The sequence below is a fragment of the Clostridia bacterium genome (assembly GCA_035628995.1).
In the GTDB taxonomy this organism is placed as follows: domain Bacteria; phylum Bacillota; class Clostridia; order Lutisporales; family Lutisporaceae; genus BRH-c25.
In genome coordinates, this window is sequence record DASPIR010000022.1 from 25,906 (window position 1) to 48,880 (window position 22,975).

The 22,975-nt window shown below is 41.6% G+C and carries 18 protein-coding genes; all 18 read left to right on the forward strand.

Annotated features, from left to right (window positions below; all coding sequences use genetic code 11):
* Positions 1-116: 116 nt before the first annotated feature.
* On the forward strand, positions 117-1,190 hold the full coding sequence (locus tag VEB00_06590; GenBank protein ID HYF82678.1) for a metalloregulator ArsR/SmtB family transcription factor: 1,074 nt from the start codon (positions 117-119) through the stop codon (positions 1,188-1,190).
* Positions 1,191-1,264: 74 nt separating this feature from the next.
* On the forward strand, positions 1,265-2,497 hold the full coding sequence (locus VEB00_06595) for an MFS transporter (GenBank protein ID HYF82679.1): 1,233 nt from the start codon (positions 1,265-1,267) through the stop codon (positions 2,495-2,497).
* A 202-nt stretch (positions 2,498-2,699) separates the two neighbouring features.
* Positions 2,700-3,431 (forward strand): PHP domain-containing protein, encoded by a 732-nt coding sequence (locus VEB00_06600; protein ID HYF82680.1) that lies wholly within the window; start codon positions 2,700-2,702, stop codon positions 3,429-3,431.
* Positions 3,432-3,445: 14 nt separating this feature from the next.
* On the forward strand, positions 3,446-4,312 hold the full coding sequence (gene rapZ, locus VEB00_06605) for an RNase adapter RapZ (protein ID HYF82681.1): 867 nt from the start codon (positions 3,446-3,448) through the stop codon (positions 4,310-4,312).
* 25 nt (positions 4,313-4,337) lie between these two features.
* Complete coding sequence (locus VEB00_06610) at positions 4,338-5,426, forward strand: gluconeogenesis factor YvcK family protein (protein ID HYF82682.1); 1,089 nt, start codon at positions 4,338-4,340, stop codon at positions 5,424-5,426.
* Between the two features lie 13 nt (positions 5,427-5,439).
* A complete protein-coding gene (gene lepB, locus VEB00_06615) occupies positions 5,440-5,964 on the forward strand; it encodes a signal peptidase I (GenBank protein HYF82683.1) in 525 nt (174 codons plus the stop codon).
* A gap of 12 nt (positions 5,965-5,976) precedes the next feature.
* The gene (whiA, locus tag VEB00_06620) at positions 5,977-6,933 is read left to right on the forward strand and encodes a DNA-binding protein WhiA (protein HYF82684.1); all 957 of its coding nucleotides are present in this window, start codon (positions 5,977-5,979) and stop codon (positions 6,931-6,933) included.
* Positions 6,934-7,287: 354 nt separating this feature from the next.
* Positions 7,288-8,355: an HD-GYP domain-containing protein gene (locus VEB00_06625; protein ID HYF82685.1), complete on the forward strand. Its 1,068-nt coding sequence runs from the start codon at positions 7,288-7,290 to the stop codon at positions 8,353-8,355.
* A gap of 83 nt (positions 8,356-8,438) precedes the next feature.
* Entirely contained in the window at positions 8,439-9,389 is a 951-nt protein-coding gene (locus tag VEB00_06630) for an ROK family glucokinase (GenBank protein ID HYF82686.1), read from the forward strand.
* 157 nt (positions 9,390-9,546) lie between these two features.
* Positions 9,547-10,890 carry a glucose-6-phosphate isomerase gene (locus VEB00_06635; GenBank protein HYF82687.1) on the forward strand — a complete coding sequence of 448 codons (1,344 nt, stop codon included), beginning with the start codon at positions 9,547-9,549 and terminating at the stop codon, positions 10,888-10,890.
* A gap of 96 nt (positions 10,891-10,986) precedes the next feature.
* Positions 10,987-14,475 carry a DNA polymerase III subunit alpha gene (locus tag VEB00_06640; protein HYF82688.1) on the forward strand — a complete coding sequence of 1,163 codons (3,489 nt, stop codon included), beginning with the start codon at positions 10,987-10,989 and terminating at the stop codon, positions 14,473-14,475.
* A 328-nt stretch (positions 14,476-14,803) separates the two neighbouring features.
* Entirely contained in the window at positions 14,804-15,001 is a 198-nt protein-coding gene (locus VEB00_06645; protein ID HYF82689.1) for a hypothetical protein, read from the forward strand.
* Positions 15,002-15,094: 93 nt separating this feature from the next.
* The gene (gene pfkA / locus VEB00_06650; protein HYF82690.1) at positions 15,095-16,063 is read left to right on the forward strand and encodes a 6-phosphofructokinase; all 969 of its coding nucleotides are present in this window, start codon (positions 15,095-15,097) and stop codon (positions 16,061-16,063) included.
* 126 nt (positions 16,064-16,189) lie between these two features.
* Entirely contained in the window at positions 16,190-17,461 is a 1,272-nt protein-coding gene (locus VEB00_06655; protein HYF82691.1) for a 6-phosphofructokinase, read from the forward strand.
* Between the two features lies 1 nt (position 17,462).
* Positions 17,463-19,214, forward strand: coding sequence for a pyruvate kinase (gene pyk, locus VEB00_06660; protein ID HYF82692.1), 1,752 nt, complete (start codon positions 17,463-17,465; stop codon positions 19,212-19,214).
* 82 nt (positions 19,215-19,296) lie between these two features.
* The gene (locus VEB00_06665; protein ID HYF82693.1) at positions 19,297-19,758 is read left to right on the forward strand and encodes a thioesterase family protein; all 462 of its coding nucleotides are present in this window, start codon (positions 19,297-19,299) and stop codon (positions 19,756-19,758) included.
* A 146-nt stretch (positions 19,759-19,904) separates the two neighbouring features.
* The gene (locus VEB00_06670) at positions 19,905-21,329 is read left to right on the forward strand and encodes a sigma 54-interacting transcriptional regulator (protein HYF82694.1); all 1,425 of its coding nucleotides are present in this window, start codon (positions 19,905-19,907) and stop codon (positions 21,327-21,329) included.
* Between the two features lie 188 nt (positions 21,330-21,517).
* A complete protein-coding gene (locus tag VEB00_06675) occupies positions 21,518-22,915 on the forward strand; it encodes an aldehyde dehydrogenase family protein (GenBank protein HYF82695.1) in 1,398 nt (465 codons plus the stop codon).
* Positions 22,916-22,975: the final 60 nt, after the last annotated feature.

Sequence of the window (22,975 nt, forward strand, 5' to 3'; positions counted from 1 at the left end):
TATGACTATATCAGTCATACGCCTTTTTATTTTTCCATATTTTCATGAAAATAATTGACATTCGAAAACCATCGAAATATAATAATGTTAGAAGATAACGAAAGGAGGCAGTGGTTATGGGTGTAATGGATAAGATAATAATACATCATTCAACTGCATATGACTTCTTGGCAGGAATGTACAGGCTGAACAACAATGAAAAGCTGATAGCTGCTAAAGAAGAACTTGAATTGGGTGAAAAAGTAAAGTTTAATGAAGACATACTAAACTGGGTGAAAGCAAGTAGAATGAATCTGCCTCAGGAAATCAAGGACGGACTTGATCTATTCTTCAACTACGAGAGTTTTTTTGGAATATGTCTTATGAATGATATAGCAGATAAAGATATTAAGAATGCTGTGGGATTCATTAGCCACATAGAAAAGCTCTCTTATGCTTCTATTCTGAGTAGTTTTTTGGAAACGGGCTACAACAGTGACGAATTAACAATAGAACAGGTGGAGGAGATGCTGGGAAGCCATAAGGAAGCCATTTCCTTCATAGAGAAAACTATTACACTGCCCTCTAAGCAGAAATGGGAGCTGCTGCAGTTCTTTCTTGACCCCGAAGGCATGAGGAATCGTTTTCTAGAGCTTCTTAGATGGTATAATGCAAATATATTCATGCATGCAGAAAAAAATGCTGAAGCTGTTGTGCTTAAACAGGAGAAGGAACTTGAGAAAAAGCTCGGGGTTTACGGTGAAAGCTATCTGAAGCTTTTAGTTGACATTGATTACAGCAAGAGTAAGGAAAGAAGGCTTGTTATTGCGTTATCATACTACTATGAGGTTAGCAATCTGCGTTCCATCAGGGAATGTAAAGGTGTTGACCTGCATTTGCTCGGTTACAGGTATCCGGAGCTTATAGCTGAAGGAAAACATGCCCTTCTGTCTAACGTAAGCATATTCAAAGCACTAGCGGATGAAACCAGGCTCAATATTATTAAGCTTCTGAGTGAACGGCCTTGGTATGGAAATGAACTGGCGCAGAAGCTGAAGCTTTCAAACTCAACAATCTCCTATCACATGTCCATGCTGACAATGAATGGCTTAGTCGAGACTGTGAGGGAGGACAATAAGTATTATTTTAGCCTTAATATGGATAATGTCAAGAAAACACTGTGCGATGCACTGGATAACATGGTGAAGTAATTTTTTTTGATCATATGTTTCGATATATATCGAAATTACACAAATCTTGATTATATGAAGGCGGGGTTGAATGTATGAAGAAATTAGATGAAAAGAGCATATTCAGGAACAGGAATTTTGTACTTTTGTGGTTAGGTCAGCTGGTGTCATTATTGGGGAATAGGTTCCATGAGGTGGCTTCGATGTGGTATATCTATCAGGTGACCGGCTCACCGCTGAAAATGGGCATAACACTTGTGTTTTCCACACTGCCTGCAGTTATACTGGGTCCATTTGCCGGAGCAGTTGCAGACAGGTATGACAGAAAGAAAATTATAGTACTCTCCGACTTTATAAACGGAGGTATTGTAGGCGTCATTACAATACTCATGTATATGGGCAATTTAGAGATCTGGATGCTGTACCTGCTGGCGGGACTCAGGTCTGCGGCGTCTACGTTCTTCGGACCTGCAGTGTCAGCTATTACACCTTCTATAGTACAAAAGGAGCAGCTCTTAAAGGCTAACTCAATGAATCAGCTTTCCAGGGATTTTACAGGCATATTGGGGTATGCGGCTGGAGGTGCAATGATTGCTATTATGGGTATATCGGGGTTGTTTCTTTTTGACAGCATTTCCTTCACACTTTCAGCAATATCTGAAACCTTTATCAACGTGCCAAAGGTCAGGAAGGAGGCTGTGGAGAAGAAATGTATGAGAAGTGAGATTTTGGAAAGCATTTACTTTATTATAAAGAAAAAAGAGTTATTACATTTTGTAATTGTAGGAGGCTTGGTAATTAACTTTTTCCTTGCACCCTTGGAGATTTATATAACACTGTTCGCAGGACATAGGCTTAATATGGACAGTGGGGGATTTGGTATTCTACTTGCGGCAATAACAGTCGGGAGCATTTGCATGACTCTATTGATGCCTGCTATAGGGAGAAGGTTAGGCTACTATACGCTGACATTCATAGGACTTACATTGGAAGGGCTACTTATGATGTTGTTCGGAGTATCTGGAAGCTTTTATACTTCATTGGTCATTCTCGCTTTAATGGGGGCATCCATATGCATATGTAATGTGTCACTGAGTACAATATTCCAGAACCTGATACCCAATGAAATGATGGGAAGGGTAGGCGGCATACTGGGGACAATATGCCAGGCCACTATTCCGTTAGGATATTTCATCGGTGGTATGGTTACTGAAAAATTTGATTTGACTGCTGTTTTGGTAACAAGCGGCTTAATAGTTGCACTTTCGGGGTTATCTACCTTTAGAATAGCCAGGGCTTCTGAGCCGTATTTGAAATCATCGCTTTAGTATGACAAATGGCATTTTGATAATAATAATGATATTATTAAGAAGTAAACCATTTATTGAATTAAGCAGAATACTCTGCCTAATTCAATAAAGCCTCCGGCGGATGCACACGGTTTTGTAACGGAAATTGTCACGCAAACGTGACCAAAACCGGCGCGCAAATTCGTCGAGACGAATTTGAATATATGAGGTGAGACTATTGATAAAGCTCTATGCAGATTACCATACCCATACGGTTTACAGCCATGGTACAGGAGAAATAATGGATAATGTCATGGCGGCAAGAAAGAAGGGACTGACAGAGATTGCAATAACGGACCATGGCATTAGGCACTTTGCTTACGGGGTTAGACGCAAGGATATTGCAAGGATGAGGGATGAAATAGACAGGATAAATGATAATGCAGAGGGTATAAAGGTGCTTTTAGGGATGGAGTGCAATATCATAAGCACTGATGGGGATATTGACATGGATGACGGGATACGCAAATATCTTGACATACTTCTGGTAGGCTTTCATATGATGGTATTACCGAAGTCTGCAAAGGACGTAATCAATATATACGGCAGAAATTATATGTCTAAAATATTCCATCTGGGCACAGAAGGAATTAGGGAGACAAATACCGAATCAATGATTAAAGCTATAAGGAAGCATAAGATTGATATCATAACACATCCAGGCGCCCGTATTCCTCTCGATACTACCCTTATTGCAAGAGAAGCCGCCAAAGCCGGTACAGCTCTTGAGATAAATTCACACAGCAGTTATATGAGGGCAGAGCATGTCATTGCAGGAGCAAGAGAAGGGGCGAAGTTTGTGATTGATAGTGACGCCCATTCCCCTCAAGATGTGGGGAACCTGCAGAATGGGCTTGATATTGCCATAGAAGCCGGTCTAACCAGCGAACAAATAATTAATGCAGTAAAGTAGGGGGAATTATACAAATGAAGTTCTTGATTGTTACAGGCTTATCGGGTGCTGGTAAAAGCCAATCCATTAAATTTCTCGAGGATTTGGGCTATTTTTGCGTAGACAACCTGCCCCCGGCTTTAATCAGCAAATTTGCAGAAATGTGCGCAGATAGCAAGGACGCCATAGACAAGGCAGCCATTGTAATAGACATCAGGGTTGGCAAATTCTTCGATCAGCTTTCTGGAAGTCTTGATGAGCTTAGAGCGACAGGCAATACATATGATGTACTTTTTCTGGAGGCTTCTGACGAAACTCTCATTAAACGCTTCAAATCCAGTAGAAGGATGCATCCTCTTGCAGCAGACGGCAGAATAATAAAAGGGATTAAGGCTGAGAGGAGAAAGCTTCAGGAGATAAAATCCAAAGCCACGAATATCATAGATACAACAAACATGAGCCCATCAGAGCTAAAGGGTGAGATAATCCATCTTTTTGTAGAAGGGGGCAAGTCTGAGGGACTTATAATCAACATACTGTCCTTCGGCTTCAAATACGGCATTCCCTTGGACTCTGACATGGTGTTCGATGTAAGATTTCTTCCCAATCCATACTATGTAGAGAACTTGAAAAAATACAGCGGAACTGATGAAGGCGTAAGGAACTATGTGATGCAATGGCCTGCAGCAGTGGAGTTTATGAATAAGCTTACAGATATGGTGGAGTTCCTGATTCCGCATTTCATTAAGGAAGGCAAATCACAGCTTGTTATTGCCATAGGTTGTACCGGTGGGCGGCATAGATCCGTCACAATGGTCAATATGCTGAGCCAGAAGCTCAAAGAGAACAACCACAGGGTCATAGTAGAACATAGAGATATAGAAGAAGAGAATTATAGGTAACATATCCGTTTTAGGGGGGTTACACTTGAAAAGCAATTCTATAAAGAATATTTTGTATGAGAAGGGGATAATATCAGGAGGTCCAAACATTGTAGCAATAGGAGGAGGTACTGGACTTTCAGTGCTTCTTAGAGGATTGAAGAAGTATACTGCCAATATAACTGCAATTGTAACAGTATCAGATGATGGAGGCGGCTCGGGGCTGCTTAGGGAGGACATGGGCATGCTTCCTCCCGGAGATATCAGAAACTGCATAGTTTCTCTGGCTAATACCGAGCCTATAATGGAGCAGCTTATGCAGTACAGGTTCAAAGAGGGATCCCTGAAGGGACAAAGCTTCGGGAACCTTTTTATTGCTGCAATGAATGACATCTGCGGCAGCTTTGATTCTGCAATTAAGGAAGTAAGCAGCGTATTGGCTGTGACCGGAAAGGTTTTGCCGGTAACTCTTGAAAATGTAGTGCTGTATGCGGAGCTTGAAGATGGTACGGTAATAAAAGGGGAATCTCAGATACCCATCAAACAGCAGGCAGCAAATAAAAGAATAAAGAAAGTATTCCTAAAGCCTGGCAATTGCAAGCCCATACCCGAGGCATTGAAGGAAATAGCTGATGCCGATGTAATTATACTGGGTCCTGGAAGCCTCTACACCAGTATCATACCCAATGTACTTGTGAAAAATATAGCCAAAGCCATTAACAGCTCTGGTGCTTTGAAGATATATGTAAGCAATATAATGACGCAGCAGGGTGAAACTGTAGGATACAGTCTTTCCGAACATATTAAGGCAATAAATGATCATGGAAATAAGCTTCTCATAGATTATGCTATTGCGAATACAGGAAAAGTCCCTCAATCACTGCTGGATAAATACAAAACTGAGGATGCTTCTCCTGTTTTGATAGACTATGATATAATAGCTGATATGGGAATTAAAGTCCTTGATGGAAATTATGTAAGCATCGAAAACGGATATCTGAGGCATGATTTTGACGCGCTGGCGAAGCGGATATTTAAGCTTATAAGTGAAGAGAAGCCTCAAAAGGATAAAAAGAGACTGCTGGATCATTATTTTATGAACGGTATATTAAAGAAGAGCAAAAGAAATAAGTAAAGGGGAGATAAGATTGAATGAAAATGTGAAAACAGAGATAATATCATGGATAAAGCTGATATTATCAGCGTTTGTCATTGCTTTTATACTAAAGACCTATATTTTCCAGGTGGCACTTGTAAATCAGATTTCAATGGAACCAACACTGCACGAAGGCCAAGTGCTGATAATTGCGAAGGTTAACTATCTATTCAAAGACCCCGCGAGAGGCGAAATAGTAGTATTGAAGGATGAGCTGGAGAACAAGTATTTGATAAAGAGGGTAATAGGGCTTCCTGGAGAAGTCATAGATATAAAAAATGATAAGGTTTATATAAATGGGGAGGAGCTAAAGCCTGATTATACTGAGGTACCGACTCAGGACAACGGCTTCCTAGAATCTAAAGTGCCTGAGGGCAAGTACTTTGTGATGGGGGATAACAGGCTGCACAGCAGGGACAGCAGATCGGACACGGTGGGTTTTGTTAGCCGCAGCAATATCGTGGGCAAGGCAGTGTTTAGAGTCTGGCCCTTAAGCAAAATCGGAATCGTAAAATAAAGAGGTGCTCTTATGACTTTCTCATCCGTAACTAAAAATGAAATATCCAAGATTGCCATAACAAATAAGTGCTGTCAGCTGGCTTTGCTGTCAGCACTTATTAAAATGACCGGAACAGTTCAGATACATGGAGTAAACAAGATAGGAGTCAGGCTTTCCACCGAGAATGCTTCTATAGCAAGAATGCTCTTCTCACTGCTTAAGAGCTGTTTTGAAATCAGCACCAGGGTTGTTGTCAGGAAAAACAAACATCTTAAGAAAAACAATAATTACACTTTATATATTGACTCCGATATGGGTTCCCAGGAAATACTCAAGGCGGTAGGTATACTGCAGGAAGGTGACAAAGGCATAAAATTCAACTATAAGCTGCCCCATAACCTGCTAAGAAAAGCTTGCTGCAGGAAAGCCTATCTAAGGGGAGTTTTTCTAGGCGGCGGCTCAATAAGCGACCCCGAGAAGACCTATCATCTTGAATTGGTAACAAACAGTGAGGATTTTGCTGAAGACATAAAGGAGCTCTTGAATCACTATGAGCTTGGAGCAAAGGTGGTAGCGAGGAAGGGAAATTATGTGGTCTATATAAAGGAAGGGGAACACATCGTGAACTTCTTAAATATAATTGGTGGACATAATGCTCTCCTAAGCTTGGAGAACGTTAGAATATACAAGGAAATGCGTAACAATGTCAACAGGATTGTGAATTGTGAGACTGCCAACCTGGATAAGACCTTAAATGCTGCTATGAGACAGATTGAGAATATCAGATATATTAAGAATACAATTGGTGTTGATAAGCTCCCGGCAGGACTTGCTGAAATTGCTGAGCTTAGGCTGGAATATAAAGAAGCAAGCCTTAAGGAACTGGGTGAAATGATGAACCCTGTAGTAGGGAAATCAGGAGTCAACCATAGACTTAGGAAGCTGGACCAAATAGCTGAGAATCTTAAGGACAGACACAAAGAATAGTTTTATAACGAATAGGAAAGTATAAATTTCCTTAGTGTACCACTTTCCGTAAATGAGTTTCATAAAAGGCTTCCTTAGTTGTTAAATATTTCAATAGAAGCCTTTTATACATAAGTATTTCCATTTGTGCTATAATTATGATTAAATAATGTGCCTCTTTAATGTAAGAAATTCTAATTCTGCAGAGGCACAACATCAAGGAAGTGCGTTTTCAACACTTGAATAGATGAAAATATGTTGTGTTGAAAAGCACTTGTGCCTCTTTAATGTAAGAAATTCTAATCCTGCAGAGGCACAACATCAAGGAAGTGCGTTGAAAGCACTGGTACAAGCCTTCATTTGGGGGGATAAAGCATGAGAAAGATTCTGGTTGAAAAATTAAAAGAAGGAATGGTCCTTGCCCGGACCCTGCACACTTATGACGGAAATATACTGTTAAACGCTGGTATCGTGCTTAAAAACTCTTATATCCTGAAGCTCAAGGATTTAGGTATAAGAGAACTGTATATTGAGGATGAAATAAGCCATGACATTGTAGTCAAAGATGTTGTATCTGAAGAAACAAGATTTGAAGCCAGGATAAATATCAAAAATGCTATGGACAGCATAAGGTATGGAAGCTCCCTTGATGTTAAGCCGGTCAGGGACAGTGTGTGCAAAATGATAGATGAGCTTATGAATGTCAAGGACACAATGGTTAACATGCAGGACTTGAAGAGCACTGACTTATATACCTTCAGCCATAGTGTCAATGTATGCGTACTATCTCTTATTACAGGCATATCCATGAACTATGATGAGGAAAAGCTTAGAGAGCTTGGAATTGGGGCAATGCTGCACGATGTAGGCAAGACAAGGGTACCCAATGAAATATTAAATAAGGCCGGAAGTCTGACGTCGGAAGAGTTTGAAATAATCAAGAAGCATACAAACTATGGCTATGAGCTGCTTAAGAAAAGCAAGGTGCTGAGTACCTACGCAAGCTATATAGCCCTAACTCATCATGAGAGATATGACGGAGAAGGGTATCCGCTGGGACTCAGAGGTGAAGAAATACATGAGTTTGCCAGGATAGTATCCATCGCTGATGTATATGATGCAATTACCTCGGATAGGGTATATAAGAGGAGAATCAATGTAAATGAAGCTGTTGAGTATTTAATTGGAATGGGAGACCACCAATTTGACTACAATATAGTAAGGAATTTTATTGAGCATATAACCATATATCCACCGGGAACCTGCGTGCTTTTAAACGATGGGGAGAAAGCAATAGTAGTGGATGTCAATAAGAGATACCCCAACAGGCCGATAATTAGAATACTTATGGACAGTGAGGGACAGATACCCAGAGAACCTAAAGAAATTGACCTTACCAAGAACAACACCCTCTTGATCAATGAAATAGTAGATGATATATAAGTTTGGGTTGCGGGGTTTGGGGTTCGAGGTTCGTGGTTCGTGGATTGAGAAAAGTCTTCGAAGATATATTTGGAGGTGCAGCAATGTTAGTCGGAATTGACTTGGGTGGTACGGCAATTAAAGCAGGCTTGGTAGACCGGGATGGAAGGATACTTATCCAATCCTCAATAGATACCAAGGCAGGAAGAGATTACAGACTCATAATTAAGGATATGGAAAAACAGATAGAAAAGCTTCTAAAAGATTATGGAAGCGGAGTTGAGGATATAGAGTCCATAGGCATTGGTGCCCCGGGACTTATGAATTACAAGAGCGGACATGTTATATACTGTACAAATTTATTCTGGAACAACATTCCTTTGGGTGTAGAGCTGAAGGAGTATTTCAAGAAACCGGTGTATATTGAAAATGATGCTACAGTAGCAGGCTTGGCTGAAAGCTTATTCGGTTCCACAAGAAATGTGGATAATTCGGTATTTATTACAATCGGAACTGGTATAGGCTCGGGCATCATAATCAATCATAAGGTTTATAGCGGAAGCCATTTTGCAGGCTCTGAGATAGGACACATGATAATTGGGGACAACTTTTATAAATGCAACTGCGGCAATAACGGTTGTCTTGAGACTTTTGCATCGGCAACTGCAATGATAAAATATGCAATACACAGGCTTGAAAAAGACAAGTTGAAGTCGACAATTCTGGATAGGGCTGCCGGTAAAACAGAGAATATCAATGCAAAGATGATTTTTGACGCTGCCAAGGAAGGAGATCAGCTTGGCAAGGAAACAGTAGAAAGGATGATCAAATACCTTTCCATTGGAATAATAAACGTATGCAACATATTGGACCCTGAAATAATTGCAATAGGCGGCGGGGTATCCAGGGCTGGGGACTATCTGATTGAACGGTTAAAGGTTGAAGTAGGTAAGATGTTCTTTACGCCCAATATAAAGTATGGGGATATTGTGCTGGCACAGCTGGGAAATGAAGCAGGCATACTGGGAGCGGCCTTCCTTGGAAATAATATGTAGTATATTTCAAGATAGTGATTCGATGTCGCTATCTTTTTTAATTTGTAGACTTTTATAACTAATCGCACAATTTCCAGTAAATTATTATTATGGAAATTGCATATCATATCCAGTATAATGATTCTGATGAGAAAGTATTGGCGGAGGCGAAATTATTATGAAAAAACTTGGTTTTGATTATTCAAACTCTATGGTTAAGGACCATGAGATTGCATATTTAGGAGAATATGTGAAGTCTGCCCATAATATGCTCCATGGGAAGACAGGAGCGGGAAATGACTTTCTAGGCTGGGTGGACTATCCAAAAAATTACGATAAGGATGAACTTGACAGGATATTGAAGGCAGCTCAGAGGATAAGGGATTTCTCAGAGGTGCTGCTTGTAATAGGCATCGGCGGCTCATATCTAGGCGCAAGGGCTGCGGTAGAACTGCTGGGACATTCCTTTCACAACCTGCTGCCTAAAAATAAGAGAAATGCTCCTGAGATATATTTCCTCGGCAACAATATAAGCGGAGCATATTTCAAGCAGCTTATGGAAGCTATAGAAGGGAAAAGCGTCAGTGCATGTGTAGTCTCAAAGTCTGGAACTACTACAGAGCCTGCAATAGCCTTCAGATTTGTGAAGGCATATTTGGAGGAGAAGTATGGAAGGACTGAAGCAGCTAAGAGGATTTATGCTATTACAGATGCTTCCAGGGGTGCGCTTAAAAAGCTTGCAACTGCAGAAGGGTATGAGACCTTTGTAATAGCGGATGATATAGGGGGCAGGTACTCAGTGCTTACTCCAGTGGGACTCCTGCCTGTAGCAGCAGCAGGAATTGATGTGAAGAGCATACTTGAAGGGGCCAGAGATGCTTGGGAAGAGTACTATGAGCCGGAGTTGGAAAAAAACCCATGCTACCAGTATGCGGCTGTAAGAAGCGCACTTGGCAGAAAAGGCAAAGCCATAGAAGTCATGATAAACTATGAGCCTTCTATGCACTTTTTTGCTGAGTGGTGGAAGCAGCTTTACGGAGAAAGCGAAGGGAAGGACGGGAAGGGTATATTCCCTGCTTCGATGGATTTCTCTACTGATTTGCATTCCTTGGGACAGTTCCTGCAGGATGGTACCAGAAATATGTTTGAAACCATCCTCAATGTGGAAAAACCTAAGCTGGAGGTAGAGATAATCAATGATGAGGAAAACCTGGATGGCCTGAATTTTGTAAGTGGAAAGACTATGGACTACGTCAACAAGAAGGCCTATCAGGGCACTATGCTTGCCCACATGGATGGAGGCGTGCCTATAAATATATTGAACATACCAGAAGTCAATGAACACTACTTTGGGAAAATGGTATATTTCTTTGAAAAGGCATGCGGCATAAGCGGCTATTTGCTTGGGGTGAATCCTTTTGATCAGCCGGGAGTTGAGGAATACAAGAAGAATATGTTTGCGCTTCTGGGCAAGTCAGGCTACGAAAAGCTGGGTGAAGAGCTAAACAAAAGATTGAAGTAAAGGGGATTTTGTAATATCATAGTATTATAGTGACTATATAGAGAGAATACAGGCGCATATGTTATCATATGTGCTTTTTTCAAAATAGGAGAAATAATGATGAAAAACTTTGTTCATCTTCATGTGCATACAGAGTACAGTCTGTTAGATGGAGCAGGCAGGGTAGAAGGCCTTGTTGCAAAAGCTAAAGAGCTGGGCATGGAATCGGTAGCGATTACTGACCATGGTGTTATGTATGGCGTGGTGGATTTTTACAAGCAGGCAAAAAAGCAAGGCATAAAGCCTGTGATAGGCTGTGAGGTATATGTTGCTCCAAGAACAATGCGGGATAGGGACCCAAAGCAAGACAGCAGTCAATATCATCTGGTGCTGCTTGTAAAGGATGAAGAAGGCTACAGTAATCTTATCAAGCTTGTATCCATGGCCTTTACTGAGGGCTTTTACTATAAGCCGAGAGTGGACATGGAAGCACTGCGAAAATATTCAGGGGGACTTATTGCATTAAGCGCCTGCCTTGCAGGAGCAATACCCGGTCGTATAATGGATGGAAACTATGAAGCTGCTAAAAGTGCGGCGTTGTCTTATAATGAGATTTTCGGTGAGGGAAACTTCTATCTGGAGCTTCAGGATCATGGGATAAAGGAACAGTCATTAGTAAACCAGGAGGTCATAAAACTCTCCAGGGAAACAGGAATACCTTTGGTTGCTACAAATGATGTCCACTATGTGGAAAAGGAAGATTCTGTGGCACAGGACATATTGCTGTGCATTCAGACAGGAAAGACAGTTGAAGATGAGGGCAGACTCAAATTTCAGGGGCAGGAGTTCTATTTGAAAACTGCTGATGAGATGTACGAGCTTTTCAAATATATTCCGGAGGCTTTGGAAAATACAATAAAAGTTGCAGATAAATGCAGCATGGACTTTGATTTTGGACAAGTGCATCTGCCGTCTTTTGAGGTTCCTGAAAGTTATACCTCCGATACCTATATCAGGAAGCTTTGCTATGACGGCTTGGAGAAGAAATATATAGAGATATCGGATGAACTTAGGGAAAGAGCGGAATACGAGCTATCTGTCATAACGAAGATGGGGTATGCTGATTATTATCTTATTGTCTGGGATTATGTAAAGTTTGCTAAAGACAACGGTATAATGGTAGGGCCAGGCAGGGGCTCGGGAGCTGGGAGTCTCGTGGCATACTGTCTTGGTATAACAAATATTGACCCGATTAAGTACAATCTTATATTTGAGAGGTTCTTAAATCCTGAAAGGGTAAGCATGCCGGACTTCGACGTTGACTTCTGCTATGAGAGGCGCCAGGAAGTTATTGATTATGTTGTAGGAAAGTATGGTAAGGACAGGGTGGCTCAGATAATTACTTTTGGTACAATGGCTGCAAGGGCTGCCATAAGGGATGTGGGCAGAGCTTTAAACATTCCATATGCACAAGTGGATTTGATTGCAAAGAAGATTCCATTTGAGATTGGGATGACGATAGGCAGGGCGCTGGAGATAAGCGCTGAGTTAAAAACGCTGTATGAAGAGGATGAGAGCGCCAGGCATCTGATTGACATGTCAAAGGCAGTGGAGGGAATGCCAAGACACAGCTCCACCCACGCAGCGGGAGTGGTTATTTCCAAGAAAGCAGTGACGGAATATGTGCCGCTGCAAATGAATGATGATGTAATAACAACTCAGTTCACCATGGGAACCTTGGAAGAGCTGGGACTTTTGAAAATGGACTTTCTGGGGCTCAGAACCCTCACGGTAATAAGAGACACCCTTGAGCTTATGAGGGCAAGGGGAATAGAAGTACCAGACATAGATAATATGGACTATGATGATCCTGGCGTATACAAGATGATATCACAGGGTGAAACCTACGGTGTGTTTCAGCTGGAAAGCGGAGGTATGACACAGTGCATGAAGGAGCTGAAGCCTAATTGCCTGGAGGATATAATAGCCGGAATATCTCTGTATAGACCTGGAGCTATGGATCAGATTCCTAAATATATAAGAAACAAGCACAATCCTGACGAGCTTCAGTATATGCACCCGACCTTGGAGCATATACTGGATGTTACCTACGGCTGCATCATATATCAGGAGCAGGTAATGCAGATAGTGAGGGACTTGGGTGGTTATTCCATGGGCAGATCCGACCTTGTGAGAAGGGCTATGGGAAAAAAGAAGGCCGATGTAATGGCAAAGGAAAGGGAGAACTTCATTAATGGTATAGTTGATGAAGATGGAAATATTATAGTGGCAGGCTGTGTCAGAAATGGCATTCCAGCTCAGATCGCGGCAGATATTTTTGACGAGGTGGCTAAGTTCGCCGGTTATGGCTTCAATAAGTCCCATGCGGCTGCATATGCTATAATCGCTTATCAGACAGCATGGCTCAAGTATTATTATCCGGTTGAATTTACTGCAGCGCTGATAACCAGTTTCATGGGCAGCAGTAAAAAGGTAGCTGAGTATATCCAGCACTGTAAATCAATGGGTATAGAAGTGCTTCCCCCTGATGTGAATGAAAGCACCGTAAGCTTTACCGTAAAAGAGAACAAGATAAGATTTGGGTTGGCAGCTGTAAAAAATGTCGGCATCAATGCAATTCTGTCCATAATTAGAGCAAGGCAGGAAAAGGGTCGGTTTGAGGGACTTTATGATTTCCTGCAGAAAGTTGATTACGGTGTAATAAACAAGAGAACAGTAGAGAGCCTTATAAAGTGCGGCGCTTTTGACTGCTTCAATGTATACAGGAGTCGGATGCTGGCAGTATACGAAAAGCTTATGGAGAGCATACAAGGACTGAAGAAAAGCAATGTGGAAGGCCAGATTTCATTTTTTGATACAATGGAAGATAGTGAGGACATAGTTGGAAATATTTATCCTGAAATAAACGAATACCCGCAGAGAAACCTGCTGGCAATGGAAAAAGAGATGTTGGGGCTGTATATCAGCGGGCATCCTCTTGAAGAATATAAGTTAGAGCTAGAAGCATCAGTCACAATGACTACGGCGGAGCTCACAACCGACACTGAGGCTGAAGCACCGGAGACCGGGGACAACTTTGAGTTGGACGGCAAGAGGGTAACAATGGGGGGCATTATAGTATCTGTGAAGCAGAAGACCACAAAAACCAATAATATGATGGCATTTGTGGAACTGGAAGACTTATATGGAACTATTGAAATAATTATTTTCCCCAAAATATATGAAAGGTGCAAGAATCTGCTTATTCAGGATACAATAGTACTGGTTGAAGGCAGAATCAGCCAGAAGGAAGAGGAAGCTGCAAAAATAATATGTGACACTGTAAAACCTATAAAAAAATATGCGGGCAAGAAGCTTTATATAAAGATCAACACTGAGCTTCAGCCTGAGATAATGGATAAATTGAAAAGAGTACTGTGTGAATATAAAGGTATACAGCCGGTGATTTTAGTAAACGAGGCTAGCAAGACAAATGGGAAAAGCTTGGTAATGAAAGCTGACAGCAGTATTTGGGTTGATATAGATGACAAGCTGCTGGTTGATTTGAAAGAGGTTGCAGGTTCTGATTGCGTAGCGGTCAAGTAATGTAATAGTGAAAAATGGGAAGAATAACAGGTGCCCTGTAATAGAATTAATATCTGGCAGCAGGGCACAACATCAATGAAGTGCATTATTAACATTTTGATTGAATAGAAAGCTGATATGTTAATAAGCACTAGTGCCCTGTAATAGAACTCATGTGCTATTTGAAGAATTGTGATTCTTTGAGGCAAATTTACCAATATATTGTATATAATAGGCTTGATATTAAAGGGCATTTCATTTAAAATTATCACTAGAAATAGAATTTACTTGCATATCGATATACGATGGATTGAACGTGCCAGGGGTTTCAATAAAGGAGGCAGCAAGTATGTGGACAGTTGTATACTTGGCAAAGAACAAGAGAATCGCTGATAAGGTCAGCGAGTTAATGACAAACGAAGGTGTTCTTGTAAGACAGCAGCCAGTGAGCAAGAACACTGGTGATGAGGATAGCTATTTTGAAATATTGGTACTTGAATCAGAAGTGGAGGAAGCACACAATATACTTTACGAGCTAGGTTATTAATAACTTGGTTGGCTATGAATATTATAGCGGAGAATTTTTTTATACAATATTGGGACGCATTATGGCCATGCAGGACAAAAAGGGGGAATGAGTATGAAGAATATTGCAGTATTGACAAGCGGAGGGGACGCACCGGGAATGAATGCCGCTGTACGTGCGGTTGTAAGAATGGGCATACATAAGGGGTTCGATGTCTTTGGGGTGAGAAAAGGTTATAGGGGACTTATTAACGGCGATTTCGTTAAAATGGACGAGTCTTCTGTTTCAGATATAGTACATAGAGGCGGTACCATACTGCAGACAGCAAGAAGCGAGGAGTTCAAGACGGAAGAGGGACAGTGCAGGGCGGCTAATATGGCGAAGATATTTAATATTGAGGGTCTTGTAGTAATAGGAGGGGATGGCTCCTTTGCAGGTGCCAAAAGGCTTTCAGAAAAAGGTATTGCATGTATAGGGGTGCCCGGTACAATTGACAACGATTTAGCCTATACAGACTATACAATTGGCTTTGATACAGCTGTAAACAATGTGCTGGATGCTATAAATAAAATCAGAGACACCTCTACCTCCCACGAAAGGGTCAGTATCATAGAAGTTATGGGTAGGAATTCAGGTGATATAGCCTTGTACGCAGGCTTGGCCGGAGGGGCTGAAGGCATAATTGTACCTGAAGTGAAATTCAAGCTTGAAAATATATGCAAGCTGCTGGTGGAGAGAAAGAACAAGGGCAAACTGCACAGCATCATAATTCTGGCTGAAGGGGTAGGAGACGCAAAACAGCTAGAGAAGCAGATAATGGATAATATTGATATAGAGGTAAGGGCAACTATACTTGGATATATACAAAGAGGCGGAAACACAACTGCCTTTGACAGAGTGCTGGCAAGCAGGCTTGGAGCAAGAGCTGTCGAGCTGTTAGCAGAAGAAAAGTCAAGCAGGGTAGTGGGATTAAAGAATAATAAAATTATAGACATGGAAATCGGAGAAGCCTTAAGTCTGAAAAAGGAGTTTCAGAGTGAGCTTTATGAGCTTGCGGCGGACTTGTCCAGCAGCTCGGTATAAATATTACTGTAGGGCTCTGTGGAAATGGTTACGCGTTACGGGTTTCGAGTTGCGCGCGGGTAGGGGCGAACAGTGTTCGCCCGTACAATAATATAACATATATATTTGAAGAAGGAGAGATTTTTTATGACTACATTAAAGGGAAATTGCTTGGTTGCACAGTCTGGGGGACCAACCTCTGTAATAAATGCAAGCGCTTGCGGGGTTATACAGGAGGCCTTCAAATCGGGGGAGATTGATAAGGTTTATGGTGCGCTCCATGGCGTATTCGGAATACTTAATGAGGACCTTTTTCTATTCAATGACGAATCGCCGGAGGAGATAGAGCTGATGAAGGTTACACCTGCATCTGCCCTTGGATCCTGCAGATATAAGCTGAAATCAATAGAGGCAAGTGAAAAGGATTATAGAAGGATTATAGATGTATTTGAAGCACATGATATAAAATATTTCTTCTATATAGGCGGTAACGACTCGATGGATACGGCGAACAAGGTCAGCCAATACGCCAGGAGAGTTGGATATGAGCTTAGAGCTGTAGGGGTACCCAAGACTATAGATAATGATTTGCCTATTACAGACCATACTCCTGGATTCGGAAGTGCTGCAAAGTTTATTGCAACATCAATAAAAGAGGTTGGCCTCGATGCTAGAGTATATGATTATCCTACAGTTACAATATGCGAGCTGATGGGAAGAAATGCAGGCTGGATTACTGCATCCTCCGCGTTGGCAAAGGAATTTGAAGATGATGCTCCTCATTTCATATATTTGCCGGAAGTACCTTTTTCATTGGAGAAATTCGGCGAAGACGTTAAGTCGGCAATACAGAAATATGACTATGCAGTGGTTGCTGTATCTGAAGGCATCAGGACAAAGGAAGGGAAATATATTTCCGAAATGGGAACTCCAAATGCAATTAAAGACGCCTTCGGACATGTTCAGCTTGGAGGAGCTAGTGAAGTGCTTCAGCAGTACATAACAGAGAATGTATGCAAGAAAGTCAGAATAGTAAATTACAGCAGTATACAGAGATGCGCTGCTCACTGGGCATCCCTCACAGACAATGAGGAAAGCTTCTTGTGCGGTCAAATGGCTGTTAGATACGCTATAGAAGGCCATACTGGCAAGATGGTCGGGATGGCAAGGGGCAAGGGCAAGGAGTACACCTGCGAAACACAGCTTATTGACCTTAATGATGTTGCCAATATAGAGAAGAAGATTCCTGCTGAATGGATGAATGAAGAGGGAAATTTTGTTAAGCAACCGCTAATAGACTATATGAGGCCTTTAATAATGGGGGAAGTCAAGATTCGTATGGAAAATGGACTCCCGAGATATGCAAGACTTCAAAAAAAGCTCATAGAAAAGAAGCTTGAGAAATGGAATGTAAAATAGTATGAGGAAAACTAAGATTGTATGTACTATAGGTCCGGTGACCGAAAGCGAAGAAATGATTGAGCAGCTCATCACAGCAGGGATGAATGTTGCAAGACTCAATTTTTCTCATGGAGATCACGCTGAGCATAAGAAAAGGATTGATGCGATTAAGAAGGTCAGAGAGAGGCTTGAAATACCCATTGCAATCATGCTGGATACAAAAGGGCCTGAAGTAAGGCTTGGATGTTTCAAGGATGGAAAAGCAGAGTTGGAGAAGGGCCAGAAATTTACTCTGACAATAAAAGATGTGCAGGGTGACAACGCACAGTGCAGCATAACCTATAAAGAGCTGCCCAGAGAAGTGTCAATCGGCTCAAGAATACTCATAGCAGACGGAGTTATAGAGCTTAAGGTACTGGAGAAAAATGACACTGATGTAATTTGCGAGGTAGTAAACGGTGGCACATTGGGGGACAGGAAAAATGTAAACATACCAGGTGCCACATCAAAACTGCCGGCAATTACAGAGAAGGACATTGCAGACCTTATTTTTGGAATAGAAAATGATGTGGACTTTATCGCTGCGTCTTTCATAAGAAAGGCCACTGATGTGCTGGAGATTAGAAAAGTGCTTGAGCAGAACGGTGCAAAGCATATAAAGATAATTGCAAAGATAGAAAACCAAGAGGGCGTAGACAACCTGGAGGATATTCTCAGAGTATGTGATGGGCTTATGGTTGCAAGAGGAGACCTTGGGGTTGAGATACCTACTGAGGAAATGCCCATGATTCAGAAGCTCCTGATTAGGAGAACCAATGAAATGGGGAAGCCGGTTATAACAGCAACTCAGATGCTGGATTCTATGATAAGAAACCCGCGACCGACACGAGCTGAAGTGACTGACGTAGCGAACTCAATAATTGATGGAACTGATGCGATAATGCTTTCTGGGGAGACTGCAGCCGGCAAATATCCTATAGAAACGGTGCGGACTATGTCGTCAATAGCTGAGAGAACTGAGAGAGAGCTGGACTACGATAAAAGCCTGCATAGTTTTTCTGGAAGAAAAATCACAGTGGCAACTGCCATCAGCCATAGCTCCTGTACGACAGCCTTTGAGCTTCAGGCAGCAGCAATAATAACTCCCACCGATTCGGGCTCTACACCAAGGATGGTATCAAAATTCAGGCCTAAGGCGCCGATAATTGCTGCAACCTCTAACAAAGATGTAATGCGCAAGCTCTGTCTGAGCTTCGGGGTGTATCCCGTAAGTGTGCCCCAATCAGACGTAACAGATGAAATAATTGAGCTCTCGGTAAATGCAGCTGTCACAGCTGAGCTTATAAAGAGCGGAGATCTCGTTGTAATAACTGCAGGGATACCTTCCGGGGTAGCTGGAACTACCAATCTGATAAAGGTTCATATCGTCGGAGAGATATTGGCAAAAGGAATAGGAATAGGCGATAAGTCGGTTACTGGAAAGATAACAGTGGTAGATGATATCGAGAAGGATTGCCATAAGCTCCAGGAAGGCGACATACTGGTTACGAGGTCAACAGACAAGGATATGGTACCGCTGATGGAAAAGGCTTCTGCGTTCATTGTGGAAGAAGGCGGAATAACGTCTCATGCAGCTATTGTAGGTATTGTCCTTGGGAAACCGGTAATTGTCGGTGTAGAAGATGCGATGAAACTCTTGAAAGACGGACAGCTGGTAACCATGGATACGGCACGGGGTATTATATACAGCGGTGTTACAAAGGTTTTATAATCAATAGTATTTAGATAAGCTCTATGGATAACATAGGGCTTTTTTGTTTGCTTTAGCTGTGTAAAGGGGTATAATAAATGTTATGAAAAAGGCGCAGAATCAAAAGGATGGTGAGGATATGCATACGCATGATACAATACTTAGGACCAGATATGGTGAGACTGATCAGATGGGGATAATATATCACCCCAATTACTATATATATTTTGAAATGGGCAGGACTGAATTCCTGCGTGAGGCAACCGGCATGTCGTACAAGGAAATGGAGGAGGCTGGAGTAATGCTTCCATTGTCCGAGACTCATTGCAAATACCGTAGTCCTGCAGTATATGACGATGAGCTTGTTGTAAGGACTTCTATAAAGGGAATAACTGTTGCACGAATAACTTTCACATATAAACTATTGAGGAATGCAGATGGGGTTATACTTGCAGAAGGAGAAACAATGCACGCCTTTACTAACCTGCAGGGAAGACCGATAAACTTGAAAAAGACAAATATAGTGCTTTATGAAATGTTCAACAGTATGGTTGACGCTGATTGATATTTTGTGAGTTAGGTATGAGGCTTAATTTAACGTGCATATGAGATTTGATTATTGTATAATTATTCCATAAATATTTATTGAAATAGAAAAGGATAATAGCTGTAAACCGGATGCATTCATCAAATAGTATGGAGTAGACTTGATTGCTGGGAGGGATTTATACGGGGTATGCTAATAGAAGTGTTCCGGATATTAGTGTGACGGAGTGGGAATCTGTATTGGATTCTACACAAGATGCCATTTTTATCGACGACATGAATGGGAATACTCAGTGGATCAATAGAGCCTGTGAAATTCTTTATGAAGTTAAAAGAGAAGATGTTATAGGCAAAAGTATTGATGCTTTGGAAAAGAGCGGTATTTTTTCCCCTTCTGTAGCAAAGTTGGTTTTTAGGAGTAAGGAGCAGGCTACTATATTGCATAGCAATAAGTCGGGGAAAAAAATACTTACTACTGGAACTCCTATATTTGGTGAAAGCGGAAACATATATAAAGTAATAAGTACCTCCCGGGATATCACTGAATTAGTATATTTGAGAAACCAACTGGAGGATTTTCAGAACAAGCTGGGTGAGCTTCGGGAGGAGCAGCTTGAGAACATAGGCAATTTCATAGTCAAAAGTGAGAAGATGAAGGAAGTCGCATATCTTGCCAAGCGGCTGGCTCAAATAGATTCAACCGTTTTGATTACGGGGGAATCCGGTGTAGGTAAAGGGGAAATAGCAAAGTACATACATATGTCTGGTGACAGGAGTGATATGCCATTCGTTAAGGTTAACTGCGGGGCTATACCTGAAGCACTTTTGGAATCAGAGCTTTTCGGGTATGAGTATGGTGCATTCACAGGCTCCAGAAAACAAGGAAAGCTAGGCTTGTTTCAACTGGCTCAGCACGGAACGATATTTCTGGATGAAATTGGGGAGCTTCCTTTGAATCTGCAGGTAAAGATACTGCATGTCATACAAGACAAAGAAATCAAAATGGTTGGAGGATTGAAAGACATCACTGTTGATGTACGAATAATAGCTGCAACCAATCGTGATCTAATGAGCATGGTAAAGGAAAAAAAGTTCAGGGAGGATTTATTCTACAGGCTGAATGTAGTACCTATACATATACAGGCTCTTAGGGAACGGACTGAAGATATTATACCTTTGACAAGGTATTTCCTCGAAAAGTATAATAAAAAATTCAATGTAGAAAAAAGAATTGATCCGAATACCATGGCAACCCTTATGAAATATTCCTGGCCTGGAAATGTGAGAGAGCTGGAGAATATAATCGAAAGGCTGATAATCATCACTCATGATGATACAATTCTGCCGCAGAACCTTCCAAACTATATACTGAACAAAATAGACAATTCCCTGGATATTGCAATCCCCTCAGTTATGAGCCTGAAGGATGCAACCGAGGAAGTGGAAAGACAGATTATTCTAAATGCAGTTAAGAAATATAAGACTACAAGGGAGGTGGCAAAGGCGTTGAAAGTCAGCCAGCCTACCATTGTAAGGAAGATGAGCAAATATCATGTACATAATACAGATATGAATCTAGTAGATCAATAAATACTATTTGAATTCAAGCCCCGCAAAAATTTTGCGGGGCTTTTTCTATCCCTTCGAGGGCTTTGGCACGGGAATTGCAAATATATTAGAGCGAAACTATTGAGTATGTCTAATAGGAAGATCAGGTTTCTTAATTAAACAGTATTCTTAATATTATATATTCAACTAATATTTAAGGAGGAAGTAAAATGAGCAATGTAGTAAACCTGAATGCAGCAGAATATGTTGCGGGGCTCGTCAATAGGGCCAGAGCGGCACAGGATGCGATTGACAACTACACACAGGAGCAGGTAGACAGGTTGGTCAAAGCGGTAGTGTGGAATATTGTAAAGGATGGACCTGCGCAGGAAATTTCCAGGCTGGCGGTAGAAGAATCGGGCATGGGCAATTATGAAGGAAAATACAACAAGCTTATGGCTAAAGGAAAAGGCTGTGTCCGAGATATGCTCGGTAAGAAATCTGTGGGTGTTATAGAAATTGATGAAGAAAAACAGATAATGAAAATAGCAAAGGCAGTAGGCGTTATAGGTGCACTTTGTCCATGTACGAATCCGGAAGTTACACCTACAGTCAAGGTTGCCAGCGCATTGAAGGGAAGAAATGCAATAATCCTTGCGCCGCATCCGCGTACTAAAAAGACAAATACATTTATCGTAAATTTAATGAGAGAAACCTTAAAAAAATACGGAGCGCCTGAGGATCTGGTAATAGGGATAGAAGAGCCGACAATGGATATAAGCGGAGAGCTCATGAAGCAATGTGACCTAATAATGGCAACAGGGGGAGCGCCGATGGTAAAGGCTGCATATTCATCTGGAACACCGGCATATGGCGTAGGTGCGGGTAATGCTGTAGTGGTGGTAGATGAGACAGCAGACCTCAAGGACGCTGCAAACAAAATAAAGAGCAGTAAGACTTTTGACTTTGCAACCAGCTGTTCGGCAGAAAACTCACTGATTATACAGCAGAGCATATACGAAGATTTCGTCGAAGCCCTTAAAGCTGAAGGCGGCTATATGGCAAATGCTGAAGAGACGGAAAAGCTGCAGAGCGCAGTATGGGTGGATGGACATTTGAATCCTAAGATAATCGCACAGTCAGCCCAAGTCATAGCAAAGGTTGCGGGTATAAGCATTCCTGGTGGCACGACCTTTATAATGGTAGAGGAAACAGGCGTAGGCGCAGAGCATCCTTTCTCGGGTGAAAAGCTATCAGTAGTCCTGGCGCTGTATAAATACAACAAGTTCGAAGAAGCAGTAAAAATGGTGAATGATATAACCAAATATCAGGGTATGGGCCATTCCTGCGGAATCCACTCCTTCAATGAGGAGCATATAATGGAGCTTGCGCTTAAAACAAAAGTAAGCCGTATGAATGTACGTCAGGGTCATGCCCTTGCAAATACAGGCAACTGGTTCAACGGGCTCCCGTTTACAACAAGTCTCGGCTGTGGATCCTGGGGAGGGAATATTGTATCTGAGAATATCACCTGGAAGCATCTAATTAATACTACCTGGGTTTCAAGACCCTTCCCGCCGGTCAAACCTACTGATGAAGAATTGTTCGGAGATGTAATGAACGACTAAATGAAGTCATTAGGAAAATAAATATAAAAGACTCGGATTGGATTATCTTTAAGGAGGAGA